General features: G+C 68.2%; 29 protein-coding genes. 17 read left to right on the plus strand and 12 right to left on the minus strand.

Going from position 1 to position 23,460, the window contains the following annotated elements; all coding sequences use genetic code 11:
• The first annotated feature begins 27 nt into the window (after window positions 1-27).
• Window positions 28-768 (plus strand): AraC family transcriptional regulator, encoded by a 741-nt coding sequence (locus EFY87_RS10925; RefSeq protein ID WP_123271508.1) that lies wholly within the window; start codon window positions 28-30, stop codon window positions 766-768.
• A gap of 26 nt (window positions 769-794) precedes the next feature.
• Here EFY87_RS10925 and EFY87_RS10930 read toward each other — a convergent pair whose 3' ends face one another.
• The 3 genes from EFY87_RS10930 to EFY87_RS10940 are packed head-to-tail and all read right to left on the minus strand — an operon-like array spanning window position 795 to window position 3,805.
• Window positions 795-1,844 carry a serine hydrolase domain-containing protein gene (locus tag EFY87_RS10930; protein ID WP_123271509.1) on the minus strand — a complete coding sequence of 350 codons (1,050 nt, stop codon included), beginning with the start codon at window positions 1,842-1,844 and terminating at the stop codon, window positions 795-797.
• Window positions 1,845-1,862: 18 nt separating this feature from the next.
• Window positions 1,863-2,684, minus strand: coding sequence for an isocitrate lyase/PEP mutase family protein (locus EFY87_RS10935; RefSeq protein ID WP_123271510.1), 822 nt, complete (start codon window positions 2,682-2,684; stop codon window positions 1,863-1,865).
• Between the two features lie 44 nt (window positions 2,685-2,728).
• The gene (locus EFY87_RS10940; RefSeq protein WP_123271580.1) at window positions 2,729-3,805 is read right to left on the minus strand and encodes a DNA polymerase IV; all 1,077 of its coding nucleotides are present in this window, start codon (window positions 3,803-3,805) and stop codon (window positions 2,729-2,731) included.
• Between the two features lie 163 nt (window positions 3,806-3,968).
• On the opposite strand from EFY87_RS10940, the gene EFY87_RS10945 reads away from it, so the two are divergent.
• From EFY87_RS10945 to thyX, 3 genes are read left to right on the plus strand one after another with little or no spacing between them, the layout of a single operon-like run.
• Window positions 3,969-4,355 carry a hypothetical protein gene (locus tag EFY87_RS10945; RefSeq protein ID WP_123271511.1) on the plus strand — a complete coding sequence of 129 codons (387 nt, stop codon included), beginning with the start codon at window positions 3,969-3,971 and terminating at the stop codon, window positions 4,353-4,355.
• A gap of 44 nt (window positions 4,356-4,399) precedes the next feature.
• Window positions 4,400-4,960: a TetR/AcrR family transcriptional regulator gene (locus tag EFY87_RS10950; protein WP_158607591.1), complete on the plus strand. Its 561-nt coding sequence runs from the start codon at window positions 4,400-4,402 to the stop codon at window positions 4,958-4,960.
• A 27-nt stretch (window positions 4,961-4,987) separates the two neighbouring features.
• On the plus strand, window positions 4,988-5,686 hold the full coding sequence (thyX, locus tag EFY87_RS10955; protein WP_123271513.1) for an FAD-dependent thymidylate synthase: 699 nt from the start codon (window positions 4,988-4,990) through the stop codon (window positions 5,684-5,686).
• Here the strand turns inward: thyX and EFY87_RS20010 are convergent.
• Window positions 5,683-5,907 (minus strand): hypothetical protein, encoded by a 225-nt coding sequence (locus EFY87_RS20010; protein ID WP_148043307.1) that lies wholly within the window; start codon window positions 5,905-5,907, stop codon window positions 5,683-5,685. The two genes, thyX and EFY87_RS20010, sit on opposite strands and share 4 nt — an antisense overlap.
• 145 nt (window positions 5,908-6,052) lie before the next feature.
• Here EFY87_RS20010 and EFY87_RS10960 point away from each other — a divergent pair, with 145 nt between their 5' ends.
• A complete protein-coding gene (locus EFY87_RS10960) occupies window positions 6,053-6,691 on the plus strand; it encodes a GNAT family N-acetyltransferase (protein WP_123271514.1) in 639 nt (212 codons plus the stop codon).
• A gap of 4 nt (window positions 6,692-6,695) precedes the next feature.
• Here EFY87_RS10960 and EFY87_RS10965 read toward each other — a convergent pair whose 3' ends face one another.
• Window positions 6,696-7,361: a class I SAM-dependent methyltransferase gene (locus EFY87_RS10965; RefSeq protein ID WP_158607592.1), complete on the minus strand. Its 666-nt coding sequence runs from the start codon at window positions 7,359-7,361 to the stop codon at window positions 6,696-6,698.
• Between the two features lie 39 nt (window positions 7,362-7,400).
• On the opposite strand from EFY87_RS10965, the gene EFY87_RS10970 reads away from it, so the two are divergent.
• Complete coding sequence (locus tag EFY87_RS10970; RefSeq protein ID WP_123271516.1) at window positions 7,401-7,973, plus strand: DinB family protein; 573 nt, start codon at window positions 7,401-7,403, stop codon at window positions 7,971-7,973.
• Between the two features lie 123 nt (window positions 7,974-8,096).
• On the opposite strand, the gene EFY87_RS10975 is transcribed toward EFY87_RS10970, so the two are convergent.
• A complete protein-coding gene (locus tag EFY87_RS10975) occupies window positions 8,097-8,999 on the minus strand; it encodes a serine hydrolase (RefSeq protein ID WP_123271517.1) in 903 nt (300 codons plus the stop codon).
• Window positions 9,000-9,146: 147 nt separating this feature from the next.
• Here EFY87_RS10975 and lon point away from each other — a divergent pair, with 147 nt between their 5' ends.
• Genes lon through EFY87_RS11015 form a run of 8 tightly spaced genes read left to right on the plus strand, consistent with a single transcriptional unit; the run spans window position 9,147 to window position 16,430 of the window.
• Window positions 9,147-11,507, plus strand: coding sequence for an endopeptidase La (gene lon / locus EFY87_RS10980; protein ID WP_123271518.1), 2,361 nt, complete (start codon window positions 9,147-9,149; stop codon window positions 11,505-11,507).
• Between the two features lie 37 nt (window positions 11,508-11,544).
• Window positions 11,545-11,874, plus strand: coding sequence for an urease subunit gamma (locus tag EFY87_RS10985; RefSeq protein WP_123271519.1), 330 nt, complete (start codon window positions 11,545-11,547; stop codon window positions 11,872-11,874).
• A complete protein-coding gene (ureB, locus tag EFY87_RS10990) occupies window positions 11,871-12,212 on the plus strand; it encodes an urease subunit beta (protein WP_123271520.1) in 342 nt (113 codons plus the stop codon). The genes EFY87_RS10985 and ureB overlap by 4 nt, the downstream gene beginning before the upstream one ends.
• Window positions 12,205-13,947, plus strand: a complete 1,743-nt coding sequence (locus EFY87_RS10995; protein WP_123271521.1) for an urease subunit alpha — start codon at window positions 12,205-12,207, stop codon at window positions 13,945-13,947. Before ureB ends, EFY87_RS10995 begins: the two co-directional genes overlap by 8 nt.
• Entirely contained in the window at window positions 13,947-14,588 is a 642-nt protein-coding gene (locus tag EFY87_RS11000; protein WP_123271522.1) for an urease accessory protein UreF, read from the plus strand. The genes EFY87_RS10995 and EFY87_RS11000 overlap by 1 nt, the downstream gene beginning before the upstream one ends.
• Window positions 14,581-15,258, plus strand: coding sequence for an urease accessory protein UreG (gene ureG, locus EFY87_RS11005; protein WP_342769118.1), 678 nt, complete (start codon window positions 14,581-14,583; stop codon window positions 15,256-15,258). Before EFY87_RS11000 ends, ureG begins: the two co-directional genes overlap by 8 nt.
• Window positions 15,255-15,971, plus strand: coding sequence for an urease accessory protein UreD (locus tag EFY87_RS11010; protein WP_123271524.1), 717 nt, complete (start codon window positions 15,255-15,257; stop codon window positions 15,969-15,971). The genes ureG and EFY87_RS11010 overlap by 4 nt, the downstream gene beginning before the upstream one ends.
• 18 nt (window positions 15,972-15,989) lie before the next feature.
• Complete coding sequence (locus EFY87_RS11015; protein ID WP_123271525.1) at window positions 15,990-16,430, plus strand: CoA-binding protein; 441 nt, start codon at window positions 15,990-15,992, stop codon at window positions 16,428-16,430.
• On the opposite strand, the gene EFY87_RS11020 is transcribed toward EFY87_RS11015, so the two are convergent.
• From EFY87_RS11020 to EFY87_RS11045, 6 genes are all read right to left on the minus strand, one after another.
• Window positions 16,390-17,226 (minus strand): hypothetical protein, encoded by an 837-nt coding sequence (locus tag EFY87_RS11020; RefSeq protein WP_123271581.1) that lies wholly within the window; start codon window positions 17,224-17,226, stop codon window positions 16,390-16,392. The genes EFY87_RS11015 and EFY87_RS11020 overlap by 41 nt on opposite strands.
• Before the next feature lie 63 nt (window positions 17,227-17,289).
• On the minus strand, window positions 17,290-17,901 hold the full coding sequence (locus EFY87_RS11025) for an AAA family ATPase (RefSeq protein WP_123271526.1): 612 nt from the start codon (window positions 17,899-17,901) through the stop codon (window positions 17,290-17,292).
• 4 nt (window positions 17,902-17,905) lie between these two features.
• Entirely contained in the window at window positions 17,906-19,225 is a 1,320-nt protein-coding gene (locus EFY87_RS11030; protein WP_123271527.1) for a cytochrome P450, read from the minus strand.
• 5 nt (window positions 19,226-19,230) lie between these two features.
• Entirely contained in the window at window positions 19,231-19,992 is a 762-nt protein-coding gene (locus EFY87_RS11035; RefSeq protein WP_123271528.1) for an alpha/beta fold hydrolase, read from the minus strand.
• A gap of 32 nt (window positions 19,993-20,024) precedes the next feature.
• Window positions 20,025-20,429 (minus strand): hypothetical protein, encoded by a 405-nt coding sequence (locus EFY87_RS11040; RefSeq protein WP_123271529.1) that lies wholly within the window; start codon window positions 20,427-20,429, stop codon window positions 20,025-20,027.
• Window positions 20,426-20,761 carry a PadR family transcriptional regulator gene (locus EFY87_RS11045; protein WP_220093600.1) on the minus strand — a complete coding sequence of 112 codons (336 nt, stop codon included), beginning with the start codon at window positions 20,759-20,761 and terminating at the stop codon, window positions 20,426-20,428. Before EFY87_RS11045 ends, EFY87_RS11040 begins: the two co-directional genes overlap by 4 nt.
• Window positions 20,762-20,857: 96 nt before the next feature.
• Between EFY87_RS11045 and EFY87_RS11050 the strand changes: the two genes are divergently transcribed.
• The 3 genes from EFY87_RS11050 to EFY87_RS11060 all read left to right on the plus strand — a co-directional run bounded on the left by EFY87_RS11050 (window position 20,858) and on the right by EFY87_RS11060 (window position 23,451).
• Window positions 20,858-21,103, plus strand: coding sequence for an addiction module protein (locus EFY87_RS11050; protein WP_123271530.1), 246 nt, complete (start codon window positions 20,858-20,860; stop codon window positions 21,101-21,103).
• The gene (locus tag EFY87_RS11055) at window positions 21,100-21,426 is read left to right on the plus strand and encodes a type II toxin-antitoxin system RelE/ParE family toxin (protein WP_123271531.1); all 327 of its coding nucleotides are present in this window, start codon (window positions 21,100-21,102) and stop codon (window positions 21,424-21,426) included. Before EFY87_RS11050 ends, EFY87_RS11055 begins: the two co-directional genes overlap by 4 nt.
• A 135-nt stretch (window positions 21,427-21,561) precedes the next feature.
• Entirely contained in the window at window positions 21,562-23,451 is a 1,890-nt protein-coding gene (locus EFY87_RS11060; RefSeq protein WP_245988589.1) for a 2-oxoacid:acceptor oxidoreductase subunit alpha, read from the plus strand.
• The last annotated feature ends 9 nt before the right edge of the window (window positions 23,452-23,460 follow it).

Below are 23,460 nucleotides of genomic sequence, written 5' to 3' on the forward strand. Positions count from 1 at the left end.
GGCGGGCTTCCAGTATTCTGCCGAGTTGTGTCGCAGAACCGCCATACGCCGATCGCGGCGACCACGACACTCCTGCACCGTGGCGGTGACGTCATCGATCGGCACCACCACGACGAACACCAGCTGATCTACGTCAGTTCGGGAGTGGTCGCGATCCGGACCGCGCACGGCGCCTGGGTCGCGTCCCGCGACCGGGCGCTGTGGGTGCCGGCGCACACCTGGCACGAGCACAGGTTCTACGGTCGCAGCAGCTTCCACACCGTGGGGTTCGGTGCCGGATCGGGGCCGCTGCCCACCGATGCACCCACCGTGATCGCGGTGGACCCGCTACTGCGCGAGTCGCTCGTGGCGCTGACCGGAGAGAAACCTCCTGCCCGGGAGGAACATCACCTGCGTGCGGTGATCTCTGATCGGCTGCACCGTGCGCCGCTGCAGCCATTCGTGCTACCGATGCCGACAGACCCGCGCCTCACCGACGCCTGCCGGATCATCGAGGCGGATTTGTCGATCCCTCGCTCGATCGGCTGGCTGGCCGCACGGGTGAACACGGGTGAGCGCACCCTGTCGCGTCTGTTCCGCACAGAGTTCGGCATGTCGTATCCGCAATGGCGAACCCGGGCGAGACTGTTCACCGCCATGGTGCTGCTGAGCGAAGGCAACTCCGTCACCAGCACGGCACACGCGACGGGCTGGGCGACGACGAGCGCCTTCGTGGACACCTTCTCCCACACACTCGGAGTCACGCCGGGTTCGTACCGGCGCCGGTAAGGCCGGCTCCGCATTCGCCACCGGAGTCAGCGTGCCGGGGCGCCGATCGCCTGGGTCAGCCGCATGATCAGCGACATGTCAGCGACGTCGGCGAGGACGATCACGGCGCGGCCAGCCTCCGGACGAAGGCCGAGGTATGCCGCATAGCCGCCGGTCTCGCCGTTGTGCCAGACGACCGGCCCTCCGGCCGCGCCCCGCTCGCGCACCCAGAAGCAGTCGTCGCGGTCGAGCGATCCGATGCCGGGAGCCGTTCCGGCCAGCAGGGCACGTGCGACTGTGGCGAGGTCGGCGAGGCTGCTGGTGACGCCACCTGCAGGGGCATACCCGGTCATCCGCCAGGGTCGCGCCCACTCGCCGGCCTTGGTATGGCCGGTTGCACGGGGCGCGCGATGGTCGGCCGAGGTGTGGGTCAGGCCCAGCGGGTTGACGATGCGGTCGCGCACCAGGTCTGGGTATGACGAGCCGGTCGCCCGCTCCAGCACGGCACCGGCGAGGGCGGCGCCGAGGTTGGAGTAGGCCTTCCGCCCGCGAGTGCGCAGCCGAGCCCTGGCGGCTCCCCGGATGACGAACGAGACACCTTGTCCGGCATACGGATTCAACCCGACGACGACGAGTCCGAACACCTGCAGCAGCGCGCGAGGGCCGAGCGCCAGGCGGGGCAGTCCGCTCGTGTGCGAGCCCAGCTCGCCGATCGTGCAGTCCCCAACTGGGCGGCGCGCCAACTCCGGCAGATGTGTCGCCACGCGGTCGGCGAGATCGAGCTCGCCGCGCTGCGCGGCGTCGGCGATCAGCATGCCGGTGAGCGCCTTGCTGATCGAGCCGATCTCGAAGACGGATTCGGGGGTCGCCGCGACGGTGGCGACCCCAACCGGCGTGTCAGCGGCCGATTCGACCACTGCGACACCCAGCCGGCGGGTGTGGCGCGACGTATGCTCGTCGAGCAGCGCTGCCAGTATCGGGTCACCGGTCGCGGCCTCCGGACGGTGTAACAGGTTGCACAGCAACCCAACCACCCGTCGCACGGCCCACCCGAGGGTCGCCACACCGACCACTACCCCGAACGCAGCCCCGATCACGTCTGCAGGCTATGCGCGTCACGGCGACGGCGGGGACTGCTCGAACAGCGCATTGAGTTCTGCCCAGCTCATACCTCCCGCCAGTTCGTCGTAGGTTCCGTCGGTCAGCAGCTGCTGAGTCGCCCGGCGGAGGTGTCCGAGGATCGCGCCAGCCAGCGACGAGCCGGCCGAGATCCGGCGAGCGCCGGCTGCGCGCAAGCACGCGACACTGGGTGCGCCGGGTCCGGCGAGCACGTTCACCGGGGCCGGGATCGCAGCAGTCAGCCGCTTTACCACCTCCGGGTCAGCGGTGCCTGGGACGAAGATGCCGCTCGCGCCGGCGTCGAGGTAGGCGTGGGCGCGGGCCACGGTGTCGGCGAAGTCGGCCCGTCCGAGCAGGTAGCTGTCGGTGCGAGCGTTGAGGTAGAAGGCGTCCACGCCTGCGCGGGTGGCAGCTTCGCGGACGACCCTGACCCGGCGGGCCGCGTCGCCGATCGGCAGCAGCGTGCCATCCACCTGGTCTTCGAGGTTGACCCCCACCACTCCCGTCTCGATGACCTGCGCGATCGTCTCGGCCAGATCGGCGTCGTCGGATGCGAACCCGGACTCGATGTCGCATGAGACGGGCACTGTCGCGACTGCGCAGATGCGCCGCAGCGCGTCGAGCATGGTGTCCCGGTCGAGCTGATTGCCGTCGGGGCGGCCCAGCGCCCAGGCGACGGCGGCACTCGAGGTCGCGAGCGCAGGTGCCCCGGTCGCCTCGATGACGGCGGCCGAGCCGGCATCCCAGCAGTTGGGCAGCACCAGCAGGTCGTCGTGCAGCGCGGTGAAATGTGCGGCGCGTTCCTGGATCGTCGTCATTGCCCGACTGTAGGTCCGAGCACCGACAGCGGCATCGATGCCGATCAGGGACCACCGCGGCGGCCATGCGTGCGTGGCGCGTCATACCCGCCCTCGGGCGGCACCATCTCGGCGCGCACACCGAGCAACCGGACCGGACGATCGTCGGAAAGCCTTGTGTAGAGGGCGAATGCGGTGTCCGCGATGGTTGTGGCGTCGTACGTCGGCTCGGGCAGTTTGCGCACCCTGGTGAAGGTGAAGAACGGCGCGAAGCGGATCTTCAGGTGGACCCGCTGGCATGCCCTGCCTTCGGCGCGTATGTCGGAGACGACCTGCATCGCGAGGTCCTGCAGCGCGGCCTGGACCTCGTCCTGGCTGACCAGATTCTGCTGGTAGGTGGTCTCCCGCCCGTGCGCTCGCGCAACCCACGGAGCGTCGTCGACGACGGCACTCCCGGTCCCGCGTCCGAGCCGCCCGATGTGCGGGCCGGTGTTGGGCCCGAACTCGGCGGCGAGCATCTCCTCGGGCGCGGTCGCAAGTTCGCGCACCGTGTGGATCCCGTGTGCTGCCAGTCGTTTCGACGTCTGTGGACCGACGCCCCAGAGCGCCGTGACCGGCTTGTCACCCATGACGTCGAGCCAGTTGTCGCGCGTCAGCCGGAACACGCCGCGCGGCTTGCCGAAGTCGGTGGCGTTCTTGGCGCGCACCTTCGTGTCGCCGATGCCGGCGCTGCAGTGCAGCCCGGTGGCTTCGTGGACGGCGCTCTGGATCGCCCGCGCTGTCGCGACAGGGTCGTCGCTCTCGACGCCGACGAACGCCTCGTCCCAGCCGAGCAGCTCGACCGTCGCGCCGGGGAAGTCGCGCAGCGTTTGCATCACCGTGGCCGAAACCGATTCGTAGACAGGGAAATCCACCGGCAGAAAGATCGCTTCGGGACACTTGCGGATGGCGAGTTTCAACGGCATCCCGGACCGGATGCCGAACTCACGGGCTTCGTATGACGCGGTGGACACGACCGCCCGCTCGCTCGGATCGCCGCGCCCGCCTACGACCACCGGTTTGCCGGCGAGCTCGGGGTGTCGCTGGGTCTCCACGGCAGCGAGGAACTGGTCCATGTCCACATGGAGGACCCAGTGCGTCATCCGGCTCACCTCGCTGACGCCAGCCTGCCACGGCATACCGACTGACGCACTTGGCACCGAGCGACGCAATTGCAACTGCGTCACTCGGTCTGCGCTGCGTCAGTCGGCGGGGACGGCCATCGACGGTTGCATTATTGACCGTCCAGTCATTACTATTGACTCCATGGTCAATACATCTTTTGCACTGTCATCCACCACTCGTCGTCGCCTCAGCCTGGTCATCGGCGCCTACACCGTGGTCGTGTTCGCCACGATCGTCGCTCTCGGCGTGCTCAGCGCGACCGCGAGCGATCACGCACCGCGAGACGCGTGGGTGCATGCGATCATCGTGGCTGTGTTCGCGATCCTGCTTCCGATGCGGCTCCGCGCCGCCTCGCGGGGCAGCCTCGCCGGGCTGCGCGCCATCGGCATCATCAGCGGGGTCCTGTTCATGGTCAACGTCGTTGAGTCGACGCTCTCGATGTTTCCAGTCTGGATGCGCACCGAGATGATCGTCATCGCGCTGCTGATGCTCGTGTCGATCGGCCTGGTCGTGCGGGAACGGCTATGACGCCACCACGCCGCCGCCTCAGCCCGGACGAGCGGCGCGGGCAGTTGGCGCGGGCCGCAATCGAGGTCGTCGCAACGGCCGGGTTCCCGGGCGCGACGGCTGACGCGATCGCCGAAACGGCAGGCGTTTCAAAGGGATTGCTTTGGCACTACTTCGATGACCGGGATGCACTGCTCGAACACGCCGCCCGCGAAACGCTCGTGCTGCTGCGCCGTACGGTGGGCAGCAAGATCGATCTCGACGGCCCGGTGGACGAAGTGATCCGCGACGCGATCCACCGCGCGGCGACGCTGCCGACAACCCACCCGCGGGAGGTGCGCGCACTACGGGATATAGCCCTCAATCTGCGCGCCGGCGACGGCAGCCTGCGACTCGGCGGCGGCGAATACGACGAAACGCACCGCCTGCAAGCAGAGATCTTCCAACGCGGCGTCACCGAAGGCACCTTTCGCGCGGATCTCGACCCACTGCCCACCGCCGTGCTCTACCAGGGCTTGGTTGACACGATGGTCGGTCACCTGATGGATCATCCGGACGTCGACGCGGGCCTGTTCGCGGATCAGGTCGCCGACCTGTTGCTACGCGGGATCGCGTCGCCAGCGTGACTCATCGCGGTGCTTGATACTGGGGCGATGCCCACCAAACGCGAACCGACGTTCACCTCTGCATCCACCGTGGAGTTATACCGGGCGAGCGCGAACGACCTGGACGTCGCCCGAGCGGCGTGGGTGTCGCAGGACGCCGCGGCGCATGCGAAGGAGGCGCAGGAGGGCCGGGTCGAGGGACTGATCCGTTTTCTGTGGCGCAATCGACATACCTCGCCTTTCGAGCACGGGCAGTTCACTTTCGTGGTGACGACGCCGATCTTCGTGGCGCGCGAATTCATGCGGCACCGGACGTTCTCCTTCAACGAGATCAGCGGCCGTTACACCGAGTTGCCGGACAGGTTCTATCTGCCGCCCGCGGATCGCCCGCTGCGGCAGGAGGGCAAGGTGGGTTCCTATCGGTTCGAGCCGGGCGACGAGCAGCAGGTCGCCCTCGTCCGGGAGACCATCACGGAGTCGACGCGCTGCGCACATGCTGCATACCGGCGGCTGCTCGATGCCGGCATCGCCCGCGAGGTCGCGCGCGATGTGCTGCCGGTCAACCTGATGACGAGCTTCTGGGCGACGACGAACCCGCGAAACCTGATGCATTTCCTCGGTTTACGGACCGCGCCCGACGCGTTGCACGAGATCCGGGAGGTCGCCAGCCAGATCGAGCAGCACTTCGCGCAGCAGATGCCGATCACCCACCGGGTATGGCGGGAGGATCTCGGCGCTCGCGGCTAGCGAGTCAGTCGCCGGGCCAGGTGACGTGTTCGCGTCCGGAGGGGGCTGGTCCAGGTGCAGACCCCGGTGCGGGTCATCGTGACTTTCCAGCCGGTTTCGTGTTTGGCGCGGTGGTGGCGGCACAGGCATTGCAGTTTCCAGACAGCGGTGGGTCCGTCCGGGAAGAGGGTGACGTGGTCGACGTCGGTGCACCCGTGGATGCTGTCGACTACAGTTATCATACATGTGTTCTAGTTCTATAACAAGAGATACTTCCCGCAATTTCGATGTTTTTTCCGAGTATCCCCCGCATCCAGCAGTCAGATACGGATAGCCCAATCCGTATACGCCACAGCCGCCAAATGCAGCATCTGCCAGGCTTGCCGCATGACTTCTCCGTGGCCGTTCGACCGGCTGGTCATCACCGGATCACAACTCGCCCTCCGGCCGGTGCGAGACCAGGACCTCCCCGCGCTGCTCGCGGTCTTCCCGGACGACTTCGATCTCGATCCGGGCTATCCACCGATGCCGGACCTCGCGCCGGCAGCCGACCGCGAACGCCGGCTCATCCAAAGCATCTGGCGGCACCGCGGCTGCTGGACCCCTGACGAGTGGGCGCTGGACTTCGGGGTATGGCGGGACGCGGAACCCGTCGGCATCCAGACCCTCGAGGGCACGAGCTTCCGTGCGGACCGCACCGTCGACAGCGCGTCCTGGATCGCAAAACCACGCCGGGGCAACGGATTCGGCAGGCACGCGCGCGCGGCGGTGCTTGCCTTCGCCTTCGAGTGCCTGGGCGCAACAACCGCGATCACCTCGGCAGTGACCACCAACCAGGCATCTCTCGCAGTGAGCCGCCGTCTCGGCTACCGGGACGCGAGCATCCGACCGCACGACACCGGCCACGGCATCGTGGACCTGCAGCACCTGACCCTCACCGCAGTCGACTGGTCCGACGCCGGCTCTCACTACCCAGTCGAAATCACCGGATTCGAGGCGTGCCGTCCGTTCTTCGTGCGCAGCTGACTTGTCACGCACAGACGAACTCGCCCACCCAGCGATCGCCACCACGCATGCTGATCCGTTGCAGGCTGCTGAGCCGAACCCCGCCGGCCGCGACCTGCCACACCTCGCGCTCGCTCAGCAGCCACGGTGGCCCTGGCGGATCGCCATCCGCCGGACAGCGAGCAATGACAAGGATCTTGCCGTCGACAGCGCACAACGACGCCACACTGACAGCGCCTCGCTCGTGCAGCGCCACCGGCGTACTCTGCAGCGTCGTGCATTCGACGACCAGATCGAAGGCCCCGCGCCAATCCTCCGGCAGACCGAGGAGGTCGGCCTGCCGGTAGTCGACCGCCGAAGCCGGGTGCCTGCTACGCGCGGTCTCCACCGCACTCGCCGAGATGTCGAACGCCGTCACCGCGAAGCCGTAGGACGCCACCAGCTCCGCATCGTCGCCGTACGCGCAGCCGACCACCACTGCGCGACCGGAACCGCGCCCGGACGGGAAACGCTCGCGCAGCCAGGCCACCAGGTATGGCGTCGGCTCCCCGTGATCCCACGGGACGCGCGAAGCACCGACTCGTGCCTCGGCATACAGCTGCTCGTACCACCACGGCGACGCACCCTCGTCCGCACCAACCGCAAGCTCGCGCACTCGCTCGATACCGTCCACCAGACCATCATCGGGCACCCACGTCACCGGGTTTCGCCACCGTGACAAGCTGGCAGCATGGTCACCACCCCCAAGGTCGCGCTGAAGAGCTACCTGCAGGGTGCACGCGACGTGCTGATCTGGAAGCTCGACGGAATGTCCGAGCGCGATGTTCGCTTACCGCGAACCGCCACCGGCACGAACCTGCTGGGGCTGGTCAAGCACGCGCTCAACACTGAGGTGATCTACTTCGGGCCGACCTTCGGACGCGAGTGGCCGACCCCGAACGAGCTTGTCGCGCCTGATGATCCGGACCCGTGCGCCGGCTGGTACGCGACGGAAGACGAGACGGTCGACGGTCTCGTCGACCTCTACCGTCGCGTGCAGGCGTTTGCCGACACCACCATCGACACCCTCCCCCTCGAAGCCATCGGACACGTCGCGCACTGGGGAGACGAGCAGGTGACGCTTCACGAGATCATGGTGCACAAGACCGCTGACCTGCAGCGTCATGCCGGCCACGCCGACATCCTTCGCGAACAAATCGATGGAGCAGTGGGTCTCCTACCTGGACACAGCAACCTCCCCGAAACTTCAGACTGGCCGGCACACTGCCGGAGACTGACACAGATCGCCAATCAGTTCAGCTGAACTCGGCGCAAGTCGTACACCCGATGACGCGACCAGCTCCGCGTCATCGAGTACACGCGTCACGGTTGACGGCCGAACCGGCCGGTGACGGCGCAGCAGCACCGTCATCGAGTGTTTCGACCGTCAGCGGGCGCGGCGCAGGCTCTCCACCAGTTCACGTGCGAGCCGGCCGATCGCGGCGTCGGTGCGGGCAGGGTCCGGGGTCGCATCAGGTTGCCGCCTGGTGAAGATCGCAACGGCGAAGCTCTCGCCATCCGGAGCGGTGATGACCCCCACCTCGTTGCGCACGACGCCGAGTAGGCCGCCGCTCTTGGCCGCGACCGCCCAACCCGGCCCGAATCCGGATGCGATCCGGTTGCGGGTCAGCTGCCGTCCCAGCAGTGAACGCACCCGCGCGCAGACGTCAGGCGCGGCCGCTTCGTCGCGCCATACCGACCGCAGCAGTGCCACCATCTCCGCCGGTGTGGTCCGCCAGCCACGTCCTGGGTCGAGGGCGGCCGACATGTAGATGGCGGCCCGCAGGTCCGACTCGCTCGGTGGACCGTCGACGGCCGGATCGTGTGCGGCCAGCTGCGGGTATCCGGAGAACCCACAGTCGCGGGCGACGCCGTCGAGGGTCATCGCAAGGTCACCGGTGACCGCCGTCAGCGGCAGTCCGAGAGCCGTCGTGAAGCTGTTGATCCGGTCGACGCCAACCACCTTCAGCAACGCATCCGTGGCGACGTTGTCGCTGATGGTCAGCATCGGCACCACGAGATCCCGGACACTCATCTCGACCGGGTCGGCCATGAGCGACATACCCACCGGACCAGAAGTGCGATGCTCCGGACGCAAGGTGACCCGCGCCATCCCGTCCACGTCACCGGCCGCAATTGCAGCTTCAGCCGCCAGCGCGATCGGCAGCTTCAGCACCGAGGCGGGGCTGACCGGCTGCTCCACGAGCCTCCCGCTCAGCGAGTCGGCCAGCACAGGTGCGGCACACCACGCGGCGTCGAGGCCCGGAACGGTCCAGTTGGGTCCAGCCATGAGGACATCATCGCCGGAGTCGGTGGGAACAAAACCCCCGTCCAACTCCTTGAGTGAAGCAGACTCAACTTTCGCGGTCGACGCGAGCAGGGTCGTCGGCGCGGCCGGCGAGCCCGGCCCGTCGCCACACGCCCCACAAGGAGTGCAATGACCACACCACTGGAACTTCCCGTTCTGTTCCTGCACGACCAGGTGGCGCCGCCCGGTATGACGCTGCCCATCGCGCTGGACGACGAAGCCCGCGCGGCGGTCGACGCCGCGCGCGCCGCCGGCTCGGAGCAGCTGCTGCTCGCGCCGCGCATCGACGACACGTACCCGACGGTCGGCGCAATCGCCACCATCGAACAGGTCGGCCGGATGCCCAATGGCGGACCGGCCGCCGTGCTGCGCGCCACAGACCGTGCCCGCATCGGCCGCGGCGTCGCCGGCCCAGGCGCCGCCCTGTGGGTCGAAGCCGAGGTCATCGAGCCGTCGGAACCCACCGAGCGCACCCACGAACTCGCCACTGACTACAAGCGACTCGTGGTCGCGACCCTCAAGCAGCGCAACGCCTGGCAGGTCATCGACCACGTCGAGTCGACCACCGACCCGCACGCGCTGGCCGACCTGGCCGGGTGGGCGCCATACCTCACCCCTCAGCAACGCAACCAGCTCCTTGCGGAGCCCGACGTCGACCGGCGCCTGGAGACGCTGATCACGTGGACCGGCGATCACCTTGCGGAACAAGAGGTTTCGGACAAGATCGCCACCGACGTCCGCGAGGGCATGGAGAAGAACCAGCGCGAATTCCTGCTGCGCCAGCAACTCGATGCGATCCGCAAGGAACTCGGCGAGAACGAGCCGGAAGGCGCCGACGACTACCGCTCGCGCGTCGAAGCTGCCGACCTGCCGGACACCGTCCGCGAGGCCGCACTGCGTGAGGTGGGCAAACTGGAGCGCTCCAGCGAGCAGAGCCCCGAAGGTGGCTGGATCCGCACCTGGCTCGACACCGTCCTCGAACTTCCCTGGAACGAAAAGACATCCGACCGCACCGACATCACAGCGGCGCGCGAAGTACTCGACGCGGACCACTACGGCCTGGACGACGTGAAGGACCGGATCGTCGAATACCTCGCCGTGCGCGCCCGTCGCGCCGAGCGCGGGCTGGAGGTCATCGGCGGCCGCGGCTCCGGCGCGGTGCTCGCGCTCGTCGGGCCGCCCGGAGTCGGCAAGACCTCGCTCGGCGAGAGCGTTGCCCGGGCACTGGACCGCAAGTTCGTGCGCGTCGCCCTCGGCGGGGTGCGCGACGAGGCCGAGATCCGCGGCCACCGGCGGACGTATGTCGGTGCCCTTCCCGGCCGAATCGTGCGCGCTATCAAGGAAGCCGGCTCGATGAACCCGGTCGTGCTGCTCGACGAAATCGACAAGGTCGGCTCCGACTTCCGGGGCGACCCGGCGGCCGCGCTGCTGGAAGTCCTCGACCCCGCGCAGAACCACACGTTCCGCGACCACTACCTCGAGCTCGACCTCGACCTGTCCGACGTCGTCTTCATCGCCACCGCCAACACGCTCGAGACAGTGCCGAGCGCGCTGCTGGACCGGATGGAGTTGGTGGCGCTCGACGGATACACGGACAACGAGAAGGTCGCCATCGCCGAAACCCACCTGCTGCCAAGGCAGTTGGAACGTGCCGCACTCACTACGGAGGACGTCACGATCGATGAGTCCGCGCTGCGCGAGATGGCGGGCGACTACACCCGCGAAGCCGGCATGCGCCAGATGGAGCGGCTGATCGGCAAGATCCTGCGCAAGGTCGCCACCAACCTCGCCACCGGCACGGCGGAGCCACCCGTGCAGGTCACCGAGGACGATCTGGTCGGCTACCTCGGCCGTCCGCGGTTTACACCCGAATCCGTCGAGCGCACAGCGGTGCCCGGCGTCGCCACCGGCCTCGCCGTCACCGGCATGGGCGGGGACGTGCTCTTCATCGAGGCAGCCCGGCCCGCCGCGAGAGCCGACAGCTCCGAGGACATGGCCGGCGAGCCACACCTCATCCTCACCGGGCAACTTGGCGACGTGATGAAGGAGTCGGCACAGATCGCACTGTCCTACCTGCGCGCCCACGGCTCCGAGCACGGCATCGACACCTCGGCGCTGACCGGCCCGATCCACCTGCACGTGCCCGCGGGCGCGACGCCGAAGGACGGTCCCTCTGCGGGCGTCACCATGGTGACCGCGTTCGCCTCGCTGGCGACCGGCCACCCGGTCCGTAGCGAGGTCGGCATGACGGGAGAGGTCACGCTGAACGGTCGTGTGCTGCCGATCGGCGGCGTCAAACAGAAGCTGCTCGCCGCCCAGCGCGCTGGGCTGACAACGGTTTTCATTCCCAAGCGGAACGAGCCGGACCTGGACGACGTGCCGGACGAGGTGAGGGACGCTCTCGACATCCGGCCGGTGAGCGACGTGGCCGACATCATCGCCGCCGTTCTCGAGGATGCCGCGACGCACAGCACGCATGACGCTGCCTGAAACCTGACCGCAACATTCGGGTGCTTCACTGGCCCGCATGCACCTCACACCGGCCGACACCGAGAAGCTGTTGCTCTCGGTGGCGGGCATGATCGCTCGTGACCGGCTGCGCCGCGGAGTCAAGCTCAACCAGCCCGAGTCCGCTGCGCTGCTGGCCACCTGGGTCATCGAGCGCGCGCGGGACGGCGAGCTTACCGTCGCCGAGGTGATGGAGGCGGGCCGCGACGTGCTGCACACCGACGAGGTGATGGACGGTGTCCCTGCGCTGCTGGAGGACGTGCAAGTGGAGGCAACCTTCCCTGATGGACGCAAGCTGGTCACCCTGCACCATCCGATCCAGCCACGCGCAGCAGGTGGCGAATCATGAGCACCACCAACGCATCCGGGCCGGGCGAGATCCGCGTCGCCGACGGGTTGATCGAGCTCAACGCGCGCCCGGACAGCGGCCGGATCAGCCTGGTGCTGCTCAACACCGGCGACCGGCCGATCCAGATCGGCTCGCATCTGCATCTGCCGGACGCCAACTCGGCGCTGGACTTCGATCGCGAGGCTGCGCACGGGTTTCGTCTCGACATACCGTCGGGCACGTCTGTGCGGCTGGAACCGGGCGTGAGCCGGCAGGTCGACGCCGTGCGCATTGCGGGACGCCGGATCGTTCCCGGGATACAGCTCGGCAAGCCGGCAGGCGGTGCACTCGATGGCTGAACTCGACCGCGCACGATATGCCGCGCTCTACGGTCCGACGGTCGGTGACCAGGTGCGCCTGGGCGACACTGATCTGTGGATCCAGATCGAGCGCGACCTGGTGGCCGAGGGAACCACCGCCGATGGCGCCGATCCCGTGCTGTCGTATGGCGATGAGGCCGTCTTCGGCGGCGGTAAGTCGATCAGGGAGTCGATGGCGCAGGGCAGCACCACCAGCGCGCAAGGCGCTCCCGACACCGTCATCACCGGCGCGACCGTCCTGGACCACTGGGGTGTCGTGCGAGCCGACATCGGCATCACAGGCGGCCGCATCGTCGCCCTCGGCCGAGCCGGCAACCCGGACATCACCGAGAGCGTGCACCCGCAGCTGCACATCGGCCCGAGCACCGACATCATCTCCGGCGAAGGCCGCATCGTGACCGCCGGCGGCATCGACATGCACGTGCACCTGCTGTCGACCTCGCAGGTCCACGAGGCACTCGCCGCCGGCCTCACCACCCTCGGCGGCGGCGGGACCGGGCCGTCCGAGGGCAGCCGGGCGACCACCGTGACACCCGGGCCGTGGCATCTGCGCTCGGTGCTACGCGGTCTCGACGACCTGCCGGTGAACCTGCTGCTGATGGGCAAGGGCAACACCGTCAGCGCCGAGGGCTTGCGCGAGCAGGCGCTCGCGGGCGCCGCGGCATACAAGGTCCACGAGGACTGGGGCGCGACACCGGCGGCGATCGACGCGGCGCTGCGCGCGGCCGAGGAGTTCGGTCTGCAGGTCGCCTTGCACTCCGACTCACTGAACGAGGCGGGGTATGTCGAGTCCACGCTCCGCGCCATCGGCGGGCGCAGCATCCACGCCTTCCACACCGAGGGCGCGGGTGGCGGTCACGCACCGGACATCCTGTCGATCGCGTCGCGTCCGAATGTCCTTCCAGGATCGACGAATCCGACCCTGCCGCACACGATCAACACGGTTGCCGAGCATCTGGACATGCTGATGGTGTGCCACCACCTGAATCCGTCGGTGCCCGAGGACCTGGCCTTCGCAGAGTCCCGCATCCGGGCGACGACGATCGCCGCCGAAGACCTGCTGCACGACCTGGGTGCGCTGTCGATCACCTCCTCGGACGCGCAGGCTATGGGTCGCATCGGCGAGGTGATCACGCGCACCTGGCAGGTGGCGCACGTGATGAAGCAACGCTTCGGCTCGCTCGGCAAGACGCTGCCCGCCGACAACGAGCGAGCCAGGCGCTACATCGCGAAATACACTGTCAATCCTGCAATCGCGCACGGCATCGACCATCTCGTCGGTTCGGTCGAACCCGGCCGGCTGGCCGATCTGGTCGTCTGGGATCCGCGGTTCTTCGGGGTCCGGCCGTCCCTGGTGTGCAAGGGCGGTGCGATCGTCTGGGCAGCGCTCGGCGACCCCAACGCATCGATCCCCACCCCGCAGCCCGTGCTGATGCGGCCCGCGCTGGTCGCCGGTGCCGGGGCGGACCACTCGATGTCGTTCGTGTCACCGCTCGCGCTGGAGACGGGTCTGGCCGACCGGCTCGGTCTGCGGCGTGTCCTGGCCGCAGTGCGCGACACCCGCGCGGTGACCAAGGCGGGGATGATCAACAACTCCGCAACACCGCGCATCGACATCGATGCGGAGACCTTCCGCATCGCCATCGACGGCACCGAGGTCGAACCGCAGCCCGCGACGGAACTGCCGCTGGCCCAACTGTATTCGCTCTTCTGATGATGTCCGGAGGTGCGCTGCTGTTGGGCGATGCCCGGCTGCCGACAGGTGGGCACACGCAGTCGGCAGGCCTGGAGCCCGCGCTGCTTACCGGGCTTTCGCCCGCGTCGATCCCGGGATTCATCGTCAGCCGGCTGCGCACCTGCGTGCGGGTCGACGCCGGCACCGCAGTCGTCGGACTGCGTCTGCTGTATGCCGGTGCGCCCCTCGACCCGGTGGTCGACGCCTGGTGCGCGCGGACACCGAGCGAGGTGGTGCAGGCTGCGTCGATCGAGGCCGGGCGCGGTTATTTGCGCCTGCACCAGCGATTGACCGGGTTCGCGACAGCCACCCCGGCGCTCCCCCGCCCGCTCGCCGTCGCGGCCCTCGCGCACTCCTGGGACCTCAGCGCAGCCGAACTGGCGAGAATCATCTGCCACGACGACGTCCAATCGGTCTGCTCGGCCGCGCTCAAACTGACACCGTGCGACCCGGTCGACACGGTGTCGTGGGCGGTGGCGGCGGGTGACGAGGCGGACCGGGTCGTCACGGAAGTGCAGGGGCTGGACGACCCGGACGACATACCGGCTGCCGCGGCGCCGGAGATGGAACTGTGGCAGCACGCACACGGCAACGCATCAAGGAGGCTCTTCCGTGCCTGAAACCCCCACTCGCGCCATGCGGCTCGGCATCGCCGGGCCGGTCGGCACTGGCAAGTCGTCGCTGATCGGGCTGCTGTGCAGCCGGCTGACCGACCGGCTCCAGCTGGGCGTGGTCACCAACGACATCTACACCGACGAGGATGCCCGGCTGCTGCGTTCCGCCGGGGTGCTCGACCCGGACCGGATCCGCGCGGTCGAGACCGGAGCATGCCCGCATACCGCGATCCGTGACGACATCACGATGAACTCGATCGCCATCGAGGATCTGGAACGCGACTACCCGGGTCTGCAACTGGTGCTGGTGGAGTCCGGTGGCGACAACCTGACCGCGACCTTCTCGCCGGCACTTGTCGACGCGCAGATCTTCGTGCTGGACGTCGCAGGCGGCGGAGACGTGGTCCGCAAGGGCGGCCCGGGCATCGCCCGCGCCGATCTGCTGATCGTCAACAAGACCGACCTGGCGCCATACGTCGACGTCGACGCCGCCCGCATGGTGCAGGAAGGAACGGCGGCACGGGACGGCCGGCCGGTGATCGGGCTGAGCCGGCTGGATACGAAGTCCGTGTCGGCAGTGTGTGATTGGGTGCTCGCCACGCTCGCGTCGTATGACGCGGGCACGCACACCGCGCACGACCCGGGACCGATGGCCGCGCACAGTCACACGCAGTGACCGCCCGCACCACCCGCGTGCTCGCCCGGCTCACCGCCGACGGGTCGGTACAGGTCGAGCTGGCCACCGGCCTGCTGGCGCCACGGGTCGTCCGGCAGCACGGGACCACTGTCGAGATCGCGCTCGTCGCGACCGGCGCGACGCTGCTTGGCGGCGATCACCTCCGGGTCGAGCTGAGCGCCCAGGACGGCACCTGCCTCGTGGTGCGTGATGTGGCCGGCACCGTCGCGTACGCCGGCGGCGGTCGGATTAGCCACTGGGACAACGAGATTCAGGTGGGCCCCAGTGCGCGGCTGGTGTGGCATGCCGAGCCGCTGGTGCTCTCCGACGGCGCGCAGGTGCACCGAGAGACGCACGCCGACGTCGCCGGCCATGGTCGGTTGCTGCTGCGCGACACCGTCGTGCTCGGGCGGGCCGGGCAGGCGGGCGGCGAGCTGACCTGCCGCACTCGGATCTGGCACGACGGACGGCCGCTGTTGGCCGAGGACCTCGTGCTCGATCGGCATACCCGCGCACTGCCAGGCGTTCTTGGCGCCCGCGTGCTGGACACGGCGACCGCTGCCGGCTGGCGGCCCGAGGGTCCGCCCGACGCCACCGTGCTGCACCTCGCCGGTGAAGGCGCGATGGCTCGCTCGATCGTCGACGAGGCGCATCACTCTGAGATCCACGCCGTATGGCGGCAGTGGGCAGACCAGCAGTGCGCATCGCTCTGACGCGCCTACTGTGTGGGCATGACCGACACACCCGGCTGGACGCCACCCACCACCGACGAGTTGCGTGACCTGTTGCAGACCTCCCGGACGATCGCGGTCGTCGGCGTCTCCGGCAACCCGGCCCGACCCAGCCACGGGGTGGCGGCATACCTCGTGGAACGCACCGGCTACGACGTGTGGCTGGTCAACCCGGGTCTCACCGAGCTCTTCGGCGGGCCGGTCTACCCCGACCTGGCCGCGCTGCCCGGCCGCCCCGACATCGTCGACGTCTTCCGGCGCCCCGCCGAGCTCGCCTCAGTGACCGCCGACGCGATCAGTGGGGGCGCGGGCGCCTTGTGGTTCCAGCTCGGCCTGTATGACGAAACCGCCGCAGCCACAGCAACTTCCGCCGGCCTGACGGTCGTGATGGACCGCTGCCTCAAGGTCGATCATCACGCGCTGATCGGTCCGGCACGCTGACCGCTGCGTCGCGTCGCGGGTCCATCAGATCGATCGTCTGCAGGACCCAGAACGCGGCAAAGAGGAGGAGCAGCACGATCTCCAGGACCAGCAGCCAATAGGACCAGACGCTCTGCATGGCGATCATCACCACGGCGCCGGCGATCATCCCGATCAGGACCACCCAATATGCCCGGTCGAAACGCGTCCGGCTGTTCCCCGGCTGCCGGGCGATCACCCGCACACCCCAGTCGGTGTTGAGCGCGACCACCCCGGCGAACGGCACGAAGGTGAACGTCGCCGCGAGCGCGTGCGCATGACCTGCGAACGAGGTCCGGTCCGTCGCCAGCCACACCACACCGACCAGCCAGGCGAACGCGACTGACGCCAAACCTATTGCGCTCCAAACAGATACGCGCTCATGCCGACGCAGCCGCCGCCATACGAACCCGAGCACCACGAGGTATCCGACGCCCAGCACGGTCAGGAAGGTGGCCGCGTTGTTGGTGATCGCATCCACGTCGGGAGCGTGAGCTCGCTCCGGGGTCGGCACGAACGCGACCATCGGAGCGCTCACGCCGGCGAGCTTGAGGCAGACGTTCTCCGCGTCGGTATAGCCGTGCAGTGCGACGAGGCACACGCCCACGCTGGCCAGGACGGCGATGAAGACCGGACCTGCCGGCGTGTAGTAGTAGGCGCTGAGGGACGTCTGCCAGCCGCCGCGTACGGTCTCGATCGCCACCGAGACGATCAGCGCGAGCAGCAATGCCAGCAGGGCGGACCGGAGGTAGCGGTAGGTCGTGACCTCGGCAGTCATGGCTTGATTGTCTTCCATACCAGTACGAGGCGCGGGACGCGCTCGGTGATGCATGACGCCGCGTCACAGCCGGATATGGCGTATGCCGACTGCGACCCGCCGGGCCTGATAGCGCGCCCGGCCGAGCCGTGGCCGGGTCAGCTGCAGCCCCGCATCTCGCGCGATCCGCTCCACGACCTGGTCGGTCGACAGGCCGTCGGTCGGCACATGGGTTGCGTAGCGATCCTGCGCCAGCGCCGCGACGCACCGCGGAATCTGCTGGATCGCCCACGTCTCGTTGCTGCCGACCAGCCAGCCGCCGAGCGACGAAACCCGTGATCTCAGGCGTCTTTTCAGCGTCTCCGGCGTGGCGGCGAGTGTGTAGTGTCGGACATCGACCCCGCGGTCACGGAGCCCGCCGACGATCTCGTCGAAGTAGTCGTCGCGCACGATGGTCATCGGCACCAGCACCGGCCCGCTCGCGGCGGCCTCCGCCTGCTCGAGGGTGTCCACCACCGCGGCCCGCCACTGCGGAGGGTCCTGAAAGTCACCGCGCGCCGGCGCGGGTAGCATCTTGCGGATGGCGTAACCGAGCAACTCGGGATCAGCCACGTGTGCGTCGGCAACGCGCCGCTGCAGCTCGTGCGCCGTCTGCGTCTTGCCGGAGCCGAAGGCGCCATTGATCCAGATCAGCATCTGCTCACGCTGCCCAGCGGATCGGCAGGCGCTTGACGCCGCGCTGGAAGTTCGAGCGCAGCAGCGCCGGCTCGCCGGCGAGCTGTATGTCGTGCGTCCGGCCGAGCACCTCGCGGAAGAGATCCGCCATCTGCACCCTGGCGAAATGCGCGCCGATGCACACGTGCGGGCCGTGGCCGAACACCCGGTGATTGTTGGGTTTCCGGTCGATGAGCAACGCGCCCGGCCAGTCGAACACCGCGGGGTCGCGGTTGGCTGCCAGGTAGGACACGACCACCTTGTCTCCGGCACGCACGCTCGTGCCGCCCAGCGTCACGTCCCGGGTCGCGGTCCGGCGGAAGGTCATCACCGGCGTCCACCAGCGCAGCAGCTCATCGACCGCCGTCGGAATCAGTGACGGGTCCGCGCGCAGCGCATGCATCGCGTCCGGGTTCGACAAGAGCGCAATCATCGCCCCCGGCAGACCGTTGCGCAGCGTCTCGTTGCCCGCGACGGCGAAGAGCCAGAACATGTTCTCGAACTCCTCGACCGACAGTTGCCCGCCGTCCTCCTCCCGCTGCGCCAGCAGGATCGACATGACGTCGTCACCGGGGTCGGCACGCTTGGCGTCGCCGAGCAGGTGTGCGTAGCGGTAGAGGTCCGGCATACCCTCGCGTCCGCGCGGGTCCGGCATCCGGCCGGAAGCGTCCGGGGCCGGCCGCAGGGCGACTGCCTCCCGGGCGATCGAAGTGCCCTGGGCCGCATTGAAACTCGCCGAACTCGCGTAGTCGGGGTCGAGGAAACCGATGACCCGATTGGACCAGTCGAACATCAGCCCCCGGTCCTCGGCAGGCACCCCGAGGATGTCCGCCAGCGTCAGCAACGGCAGGTCGGCGGCGACGTCCTTGGCAAAGTCGCATTCGTCCGGCCCGGACAGCATCCGGTCGACGATGTCCTTCGCGTGGCCGGCGATCCGGTCCTCCAGCCCCCGCACTGCCCTCGGCGTGAACGACGCGGCGATCATCTTCCGCAGCCGCGTGTGCTCGGGCGGATCCATGTTGAGCAGCATCCGGCGCACATAGTTCAGATCCTGCGGCGTCGCCGGGTCCCGGATCTGGGTGCCGCCGAGCGCGGACGAGTAGGTCGCCGGATCGCGCACGATTTCGGTGACCAGTGCATGATCGATCACCAGGTGATAGCCGGAACCCGCTGGCAACCCAGGGAGTTCGGGCTCGTCCACCCAGTGCACCGGGCCACGCGCACGCAGCTCTTCGATCAGCTCGAACGGCACACCCCGGGTGTAGGTGTCAGGGTCGTGCAGGACTGCCGTGGACGCCACCGGCATACGGCTCAGGGGAGTTCGTCGAGGTCGTGACCGAGAGCGCCCATGAACGCGTCCGGCGACTCGTACATCGCGTAGTGCCCCGCGTCCTCGATGACGTCCAACCGGGCTCCGGGGTAGAGCTGCAGCCAGGTCGCCTCGCACGTCTGCGGACCGAGTGCCGGGTCTCGCGCCCCGGCGATGAGCCGCAACGGCACCTCGACCGCGGGCACCTCCTCATGGAAGTCGGTCGTGGCCCAGGAAGTCAGGTGGGCCCCGAACGCGTCCCGCCGCGAGTTGGCAACCGAGAAGCGCACCATCTGCTGCACCCACGCGTCCGGCTGCACGTTGCCGGTCGTGAAACCGATGATCGCCGCGCGGTTCTCGTCGCTCTCGGCGGCGCCGTCGAAGAGGGCCCACGAGTCGTCGTCGAACGGCAGGCCGGTCGGTGGCACCGGCGACACGCCGATCAGCCCGGTGACCCGCTCGGGCGCGTCGGCGAGGGTGCGCATCATCGCCGAGCCGCCCATCGAGTGACCGATCAGTGCGTAGCTATCCCAGCCGAGTTCGTCCGCGAGCGCGCGGGTGTCCGCGCTGATCTCGGCGAGCGTGTAATCGCCCGTCTCATCCTGACGACTGCCATATCCGCGATAGTCCAGGAATGCGACGGTGTAGCGGTTGCGGGCGAGGCGCTGCGGCAGTTCACCCCAGCCCTCGGCCGATCCGAACCATCCATGCAGGGCGATCAGATGGACGGGGCCGGAGCCCACCACGACGTGTCCAATGCTCATCCAGGCACGATATCCGTCGCGCGCGCCGAGCGTCAGGCCTTCGGCCGCCAGACGCCGGGCCGCAATTGGTAGGCGAGGTAGATGTGGGCCACGATGGCGGGCACGATCAGCACGAGCCACCACTGAAGGTGGTAGCCGATCAGCAAGCCGCTGAGCACACAGAGCCAGAGCGCGATGCCGAGGCGGATCGGGAACATCGCCTTCGCATGCTTGCGCTCCCACGGACCAGGGATCTGGTCGCCGAGACGAGCCAGTCGCTCGCCCAGTCCGTGCCGCACGAGGTCCGCACTCTCCGCCGGTTTGGGATGTTCCTGGCCGGATGCTGCTCCGTCGATCAACACGCTGATCATCTCCTCTTCGTGGTCGGCCCGGTAGGATGCGGGGTAGCACTTCGGCAACCGGCGATAGCGGCGTTCCAGCGAACCTTCGGACTTCATGACGTCCCCATCTCCGGTCGTAGCCGTCGTAGCGCAGCACGCGAATTGGCGCGCAACCGCTCCGCTTCCGTCGCCAGGCGCTCGCGCCCGCCGCCGGTGATTGCGTAATAGCGGCGCAGCCGCCCCGCCACCACTTCCTCTCGATCCGGCTCGATGAGGCCCTCACCGACCAGCCGGTCCAGCGCGGCGTAGAGCGTGCCCGCCTTGAGCCGGACGCGCCCGCCGGAGACCTCCTCGACGTCCGCGATGATGCCGTAGCCGTGCTGGGTGCCACCGGCCAACGCAGTCAGGATGAGGAAGCTGACCTCGTGCATCGTGCGTTTCGTGCTCATCTGACCAGAATATGCAGTCCAGCTGCATATGACAAGAGCTGAGCCGGTCGTCACGACAACTGCCGCTTGTCGGAGGCTCGCCGTACCCTGAAAGGCATGACTCGAGAACTGGCTGAAGTAATCGCTGCCGGCAAAGCTCTCGACGCCGACGAGCGCGAGATTGCCGCCCTGGCGCTACAACACGTCGAGGACGATGAGCAGGCCGCGATCGATGACGCCTGGGAGGAGGAGATCGATCGCCGCGTCGACGACATCCTGTCCGGCAAGGTCGAACTGGTCGACGGCGAAGAGACCTTCCGGATGATTCGTGCCGAGCTAGCCGCCCGCCGGCACGACACGTGACGCCCCTGCCCTGGCGCGATCATCCCGCTGCCCGTGCCGAATTACGCGATGCCGCAATCTGGTACGACGACCGGGACACCGGCCTTGGCGACCGGCTGCTTGCTACGGCAAGAGCCGAGGTTTCCTTCATCCAGTCCTGGCCAGATGCCGCTCCGCTCTATTCCGGACGCCGGCGAGTTCCGGTCATCCGACGCAAGAGTGTGGAGACGTTCCCATACGGGATCATCTACTTCGTTCGCGACAACGAGGTAATCGTGGTCGCCTACGCGCACGAGAAGCGTCGCCCCGGCTACTGGCGTAAGCGCCTCGACGACCTCGGATAACGCGAGACCAGGATCTGGACCCAAACTTCGAGTGCACTACATATATAACTGATAGTTATCGACACTCACCCCCGATTCAATGACTGCCATCCCCCCGCGTAGATTTGTCGCGAGGAACCGAATGCGGGAGAAGCAGTGAGCAACCTGAAGCAGATCAACAGCGTCGTCGTGCGCTTCGCGGGAGACTCCGGCGACGGCATGCAGCTGACCGGCGACCGCTTCACCAGTGACTCGGCAGTGCTCGGCATCGACCTGTCGACGCTACCCAACTTCCCCGCCGAGATCCGCGCGCCCCAGGGCACGCTGCCCGGCGTGTCCAGCTTTCAGCTGCACTTCGCCGACCACAGCGCGCTGACGCCCGGCGATGCTCCCGATGTGCTCGTCGCGATGAACCCGGCGGCGCTCAAAGCCAACCTCGGCGACCTGCCGCGCGGCTCGACGATCATCGTCAACAGCGACGAGTTCACCAAGCGCAATCTGTCGAAGGTCGGCTACCCCACCAGCCCGCTCGATGACGACTCGCTGGAGGCGTGGCAGGTGCATGCGGTGCCGCTGACCTCGATCACCGTCGAGGCGCTCGCCGACTTCGATCTCGGCCGCAAGGACAAGGAACGCGCGAAGAACATGTTCACGCTCGGCCTGCTCTCCTGGATGTACACGCGACCCCTCGACGGCACGTACGCCTTCCTGCGCACCAAGTTCGCGAAACAGCCCGACATCCTGGAGGCCAACCTGACGGCGCTTCGCGCCGGTCATGCGTATGGCGAAACCACCGAAGCATTCTCGGTGCAGTATGCCGTGGCGCCTGCGCCGATGGAGCCGGGCACCTATCGCAACATCACCGGAAACGTCGCCACGGCATACGGTTTGGCGACCGCCGCGCACCGGGCGAAACTTCCACTCGTGCTCGGCAGCTACCCGATCACGCCTGCCTCCGATCTGCTGCACAACCTGTCGCGGCTCAAGCACTTCGGCGTCACGACCATCCAGGCGGAGGACGAGATCGCGGCGGTCGGCTCGGCGCTCGGCGCATCCTTCGGCGGCGCGATCGGCGTCACCACCACCAGCGGTCCCGGTCTCGCGCTGAAATCCGAAACCATTGGTCTCGCAGTCGCACTCGAACTCCCACTGGTCGTCATCGACGTGCAACGCGGCGGCCCGTCCACCGGGCTGCCGACCAAGACCGAGCAGGCCGATCTGCTGCAAGCGATGTTCGGCCGCAACGGCGAGTCACCGGTCGCAGTCATCGCGGCAAACTCGCCGGCCGACTGTTTCGAAGCCGCGGTCGACGCGGTGCGCATTGCGACGACCTATCGCACACCGGTCATCCTGCTCACCGACGGATACCTCGCCAACGGTTCGCAGCCGTGGCGACTGCCGGCCTCGATCGATGAATTGCCCGACCTGTCAGTGGAGTTCGCCAGCGAGCCGAACGCGACGGACGCCAAGGGCAACCCCGTCTTCCACCCCTACGTCCGCGACGCGGAAACCCTGGCCCGCGCATGGGCGGTGCCGGGCACGCCCGGGCTGGAGCATCGGGTGGGCGGCATCGAGAAGGCCGACGGCACCGGTGAGATCAGCTACGACCCGGCCAACCACGACCACATGGTGCGCACCCGGCAGGCGAAGATCGACGGCATCGTCGTGCCCGACCTCGCTGTCGACGACCCGTCCGGAGACGCGAAACTGCTTGTGCTGGGCTGGGGTTCGACATACGGCCCGATCGCAGCCGGGGTGCGGCTCGCCCGCGCCACCGGCGCGAGGGTCGCCCGCGCCCACCTGCGCAACCTCGCGCCGCTGCCCGCCAACCTCGGCGACGTGCTGCGGTCCTACGACCGGGTGCTGCTGCCGGAGATGAACCTCGGGCAACTCGCCCTGCTGTTGCGCGGGAAGTATCTGGTCGACATACGAAGCCACACCGCAGTGCGCGGACTGCCTTTCACCGCAGTCGAAATCGCCACCGCCATCGACGAGCACCTCGACAAGCTCGACGGACTCGTCGGAGACCAGGAGGGAACAGCGTGAGCACCATCG

Source organism: Flexivirga caeni (assembly GCF_003724155.1).
In the GTDB taxonomy this organism is placed as follows: domain Bacteria; phylum Actinomycetota; class Actinomycetes; order Actinomycetales; family Dermatophilaceae; genus Flexivirga; species Flexivirga caeni.

What these genes read in the sequence shown, in the direction of transcription:
- EFY87_RS10935 (WP_123271510.1), bottom strand. Translation starts at nt 2,684, where the DNA reads ATGACGACGATCCAGGAACGCGCCGCACATTTCACCGCGCTGCACGAC.
- EFY87_RS10940 (WP_123271580.1), bottom strand. Translation starts at nt 3,805, where the DNA reads ATGACGCACTGGGTCCTCCATGTGGACATGGACCAGTTCCTCGCTGCC.
- EFY87_RS10945 (WP_123271511.1), top strand. Translation starts at nt 3,969, where the DNA reads ATGGTCAATACATCTTTTGCACTGTCATCCACCACTCGTCGTCGCCTC.
- thyX (WP_123271513.1), top strand. Translation starts at nt 4,988, where the DNA reads ATGCCCACCAAACGCGAACCGACGTTCACCTCTGCATCCACCGTGGAG.
- EFY87_RS20010 (WP_148043307.1), bottom strand. Translation starts at nt 5,907, where the DNA reads ATGATAACTGTAGTCGACAGCATCCACGGGTGCACCGACGTCGACCAC.
- EFY87_RS10960 (WP_123271514.1), top strand. Translation starts at nt 6,053, where the DNA reads ATGACTTCTCCGTGGCCGTTCGACCGGCTGGTCATCACCGGATCACAA.
- EFY87_RS10970 (WP_123271516.1), top strand. Translation starts at nt 7,401, where the DNA reads ATGGTCACCACCCCCAAGGTCGCGCTGAAGAGCTACCTGCAGGGTGCA.
- EFY87_RS10975 (WP_123271517.1), bottom strand. Translation starts at nt 8,999, where the DNA reads ATGGCTGGACCCAACTGGACCGTTCCGGGCCTCGACGCCGCGTGGTGT.
- lon (WP_123271518.1), top strand. Translation starts at nt 9,147, where the DNA reads ATGACCACACCACTGGAACTTCCCGTTCTGTTCCTGCACGACCAGGTG.
- EFY87_RS10985 (WP_123271519.1), top strand. Translation starts at nt 11,545, where the DNA reads ATGCACCTCACACCGGCCGACACCGAGAAGCTGTTGCTCTCGGTGGCG.
- ureB (WP_123271520.1), top strand. Translation starts at nt 11,871, where the DNA reads ATGAGCACCACCAACGCATCCGGGCCGGGCGAGATCCGCGTCGCCGAC.
- EFY87_RS10995 (WP_123271521.1), top strand. Translation starts at nt 12,205, where the DNA reads ATGGCTGAACTCGACCGCGCACGATATGCCGCGCTCTACGGTCCGACG.
- EFY87_RS11000 (WP_123271522.1), top strand. Translation starts at nt 13,947, where the DNA reads ATGATGTCCGGAGGTGCGCTGCTGTTGGGCGATGCCCGGCTGCCGACA.
- EFY87_RS11015 (WP_123271525.1), top strand. Translation starts at nt 15,990, where the DNA reads ATGACCGACACACCCGGCTGGACGCCACCCACCACCGACGAGTTGCGT.
- EFY87_RS11020 (WP_123271581.1), bottom strand. Translation starts at nt 17,226, where the DNA reads ATGACTGCCGAGGTCACGACCTACCGCTACCTCCGGTCCGCCCTGCTG.
- EFY87_RS11025 (WP_123271526.1), bottom strand. Translation starts at nt 17,901, where the DNA reads ATGCTGATCTGGATCAATGGCGCCTTCGGCTCCGGCAAGACGCAGACG.
- EFY87_RS11030 (WP_123271527.1), bottom strand. Translation starts at nt 19,225, where the DNA reads ATGCCGGTGGCGTCCACGGCAGTCCTGCACGACCCTGACACCTACACC.
- EFY87_RS11035 (WP_123271528.1), bottom strand. Translation starts at nt 19,992, where the DNA reads ATGAGCATTGGACACGTCGTGGTGGGCTCCGGCCCCGTCCATCTGATC.
- EFY87_RS11040 (WP_123271529.1), bottom strand. Translation starts at nt 20,429, where the DNA reads ATGAAGTCCGAAGGTTCGCTGGAACGCCGCTATCGCCGGTTGCCGAAG.
- EFY87_RS11045 (WP_220093600.1), bottom strand. Translation starts at nt 20,761, where the DNA reads ATGAGCACGAAACGCACGATGCACGAGGTCAGCTTCCTCATCCTGACT.
- EFY87_RS11050 (WP_123271530.1), top strand. Translation starts at nt 20,858, where the DNA reads ATGACTCGAGAACTGGCTGAAGTAATCGCTGCCGGCAAAGCTCTCGAC.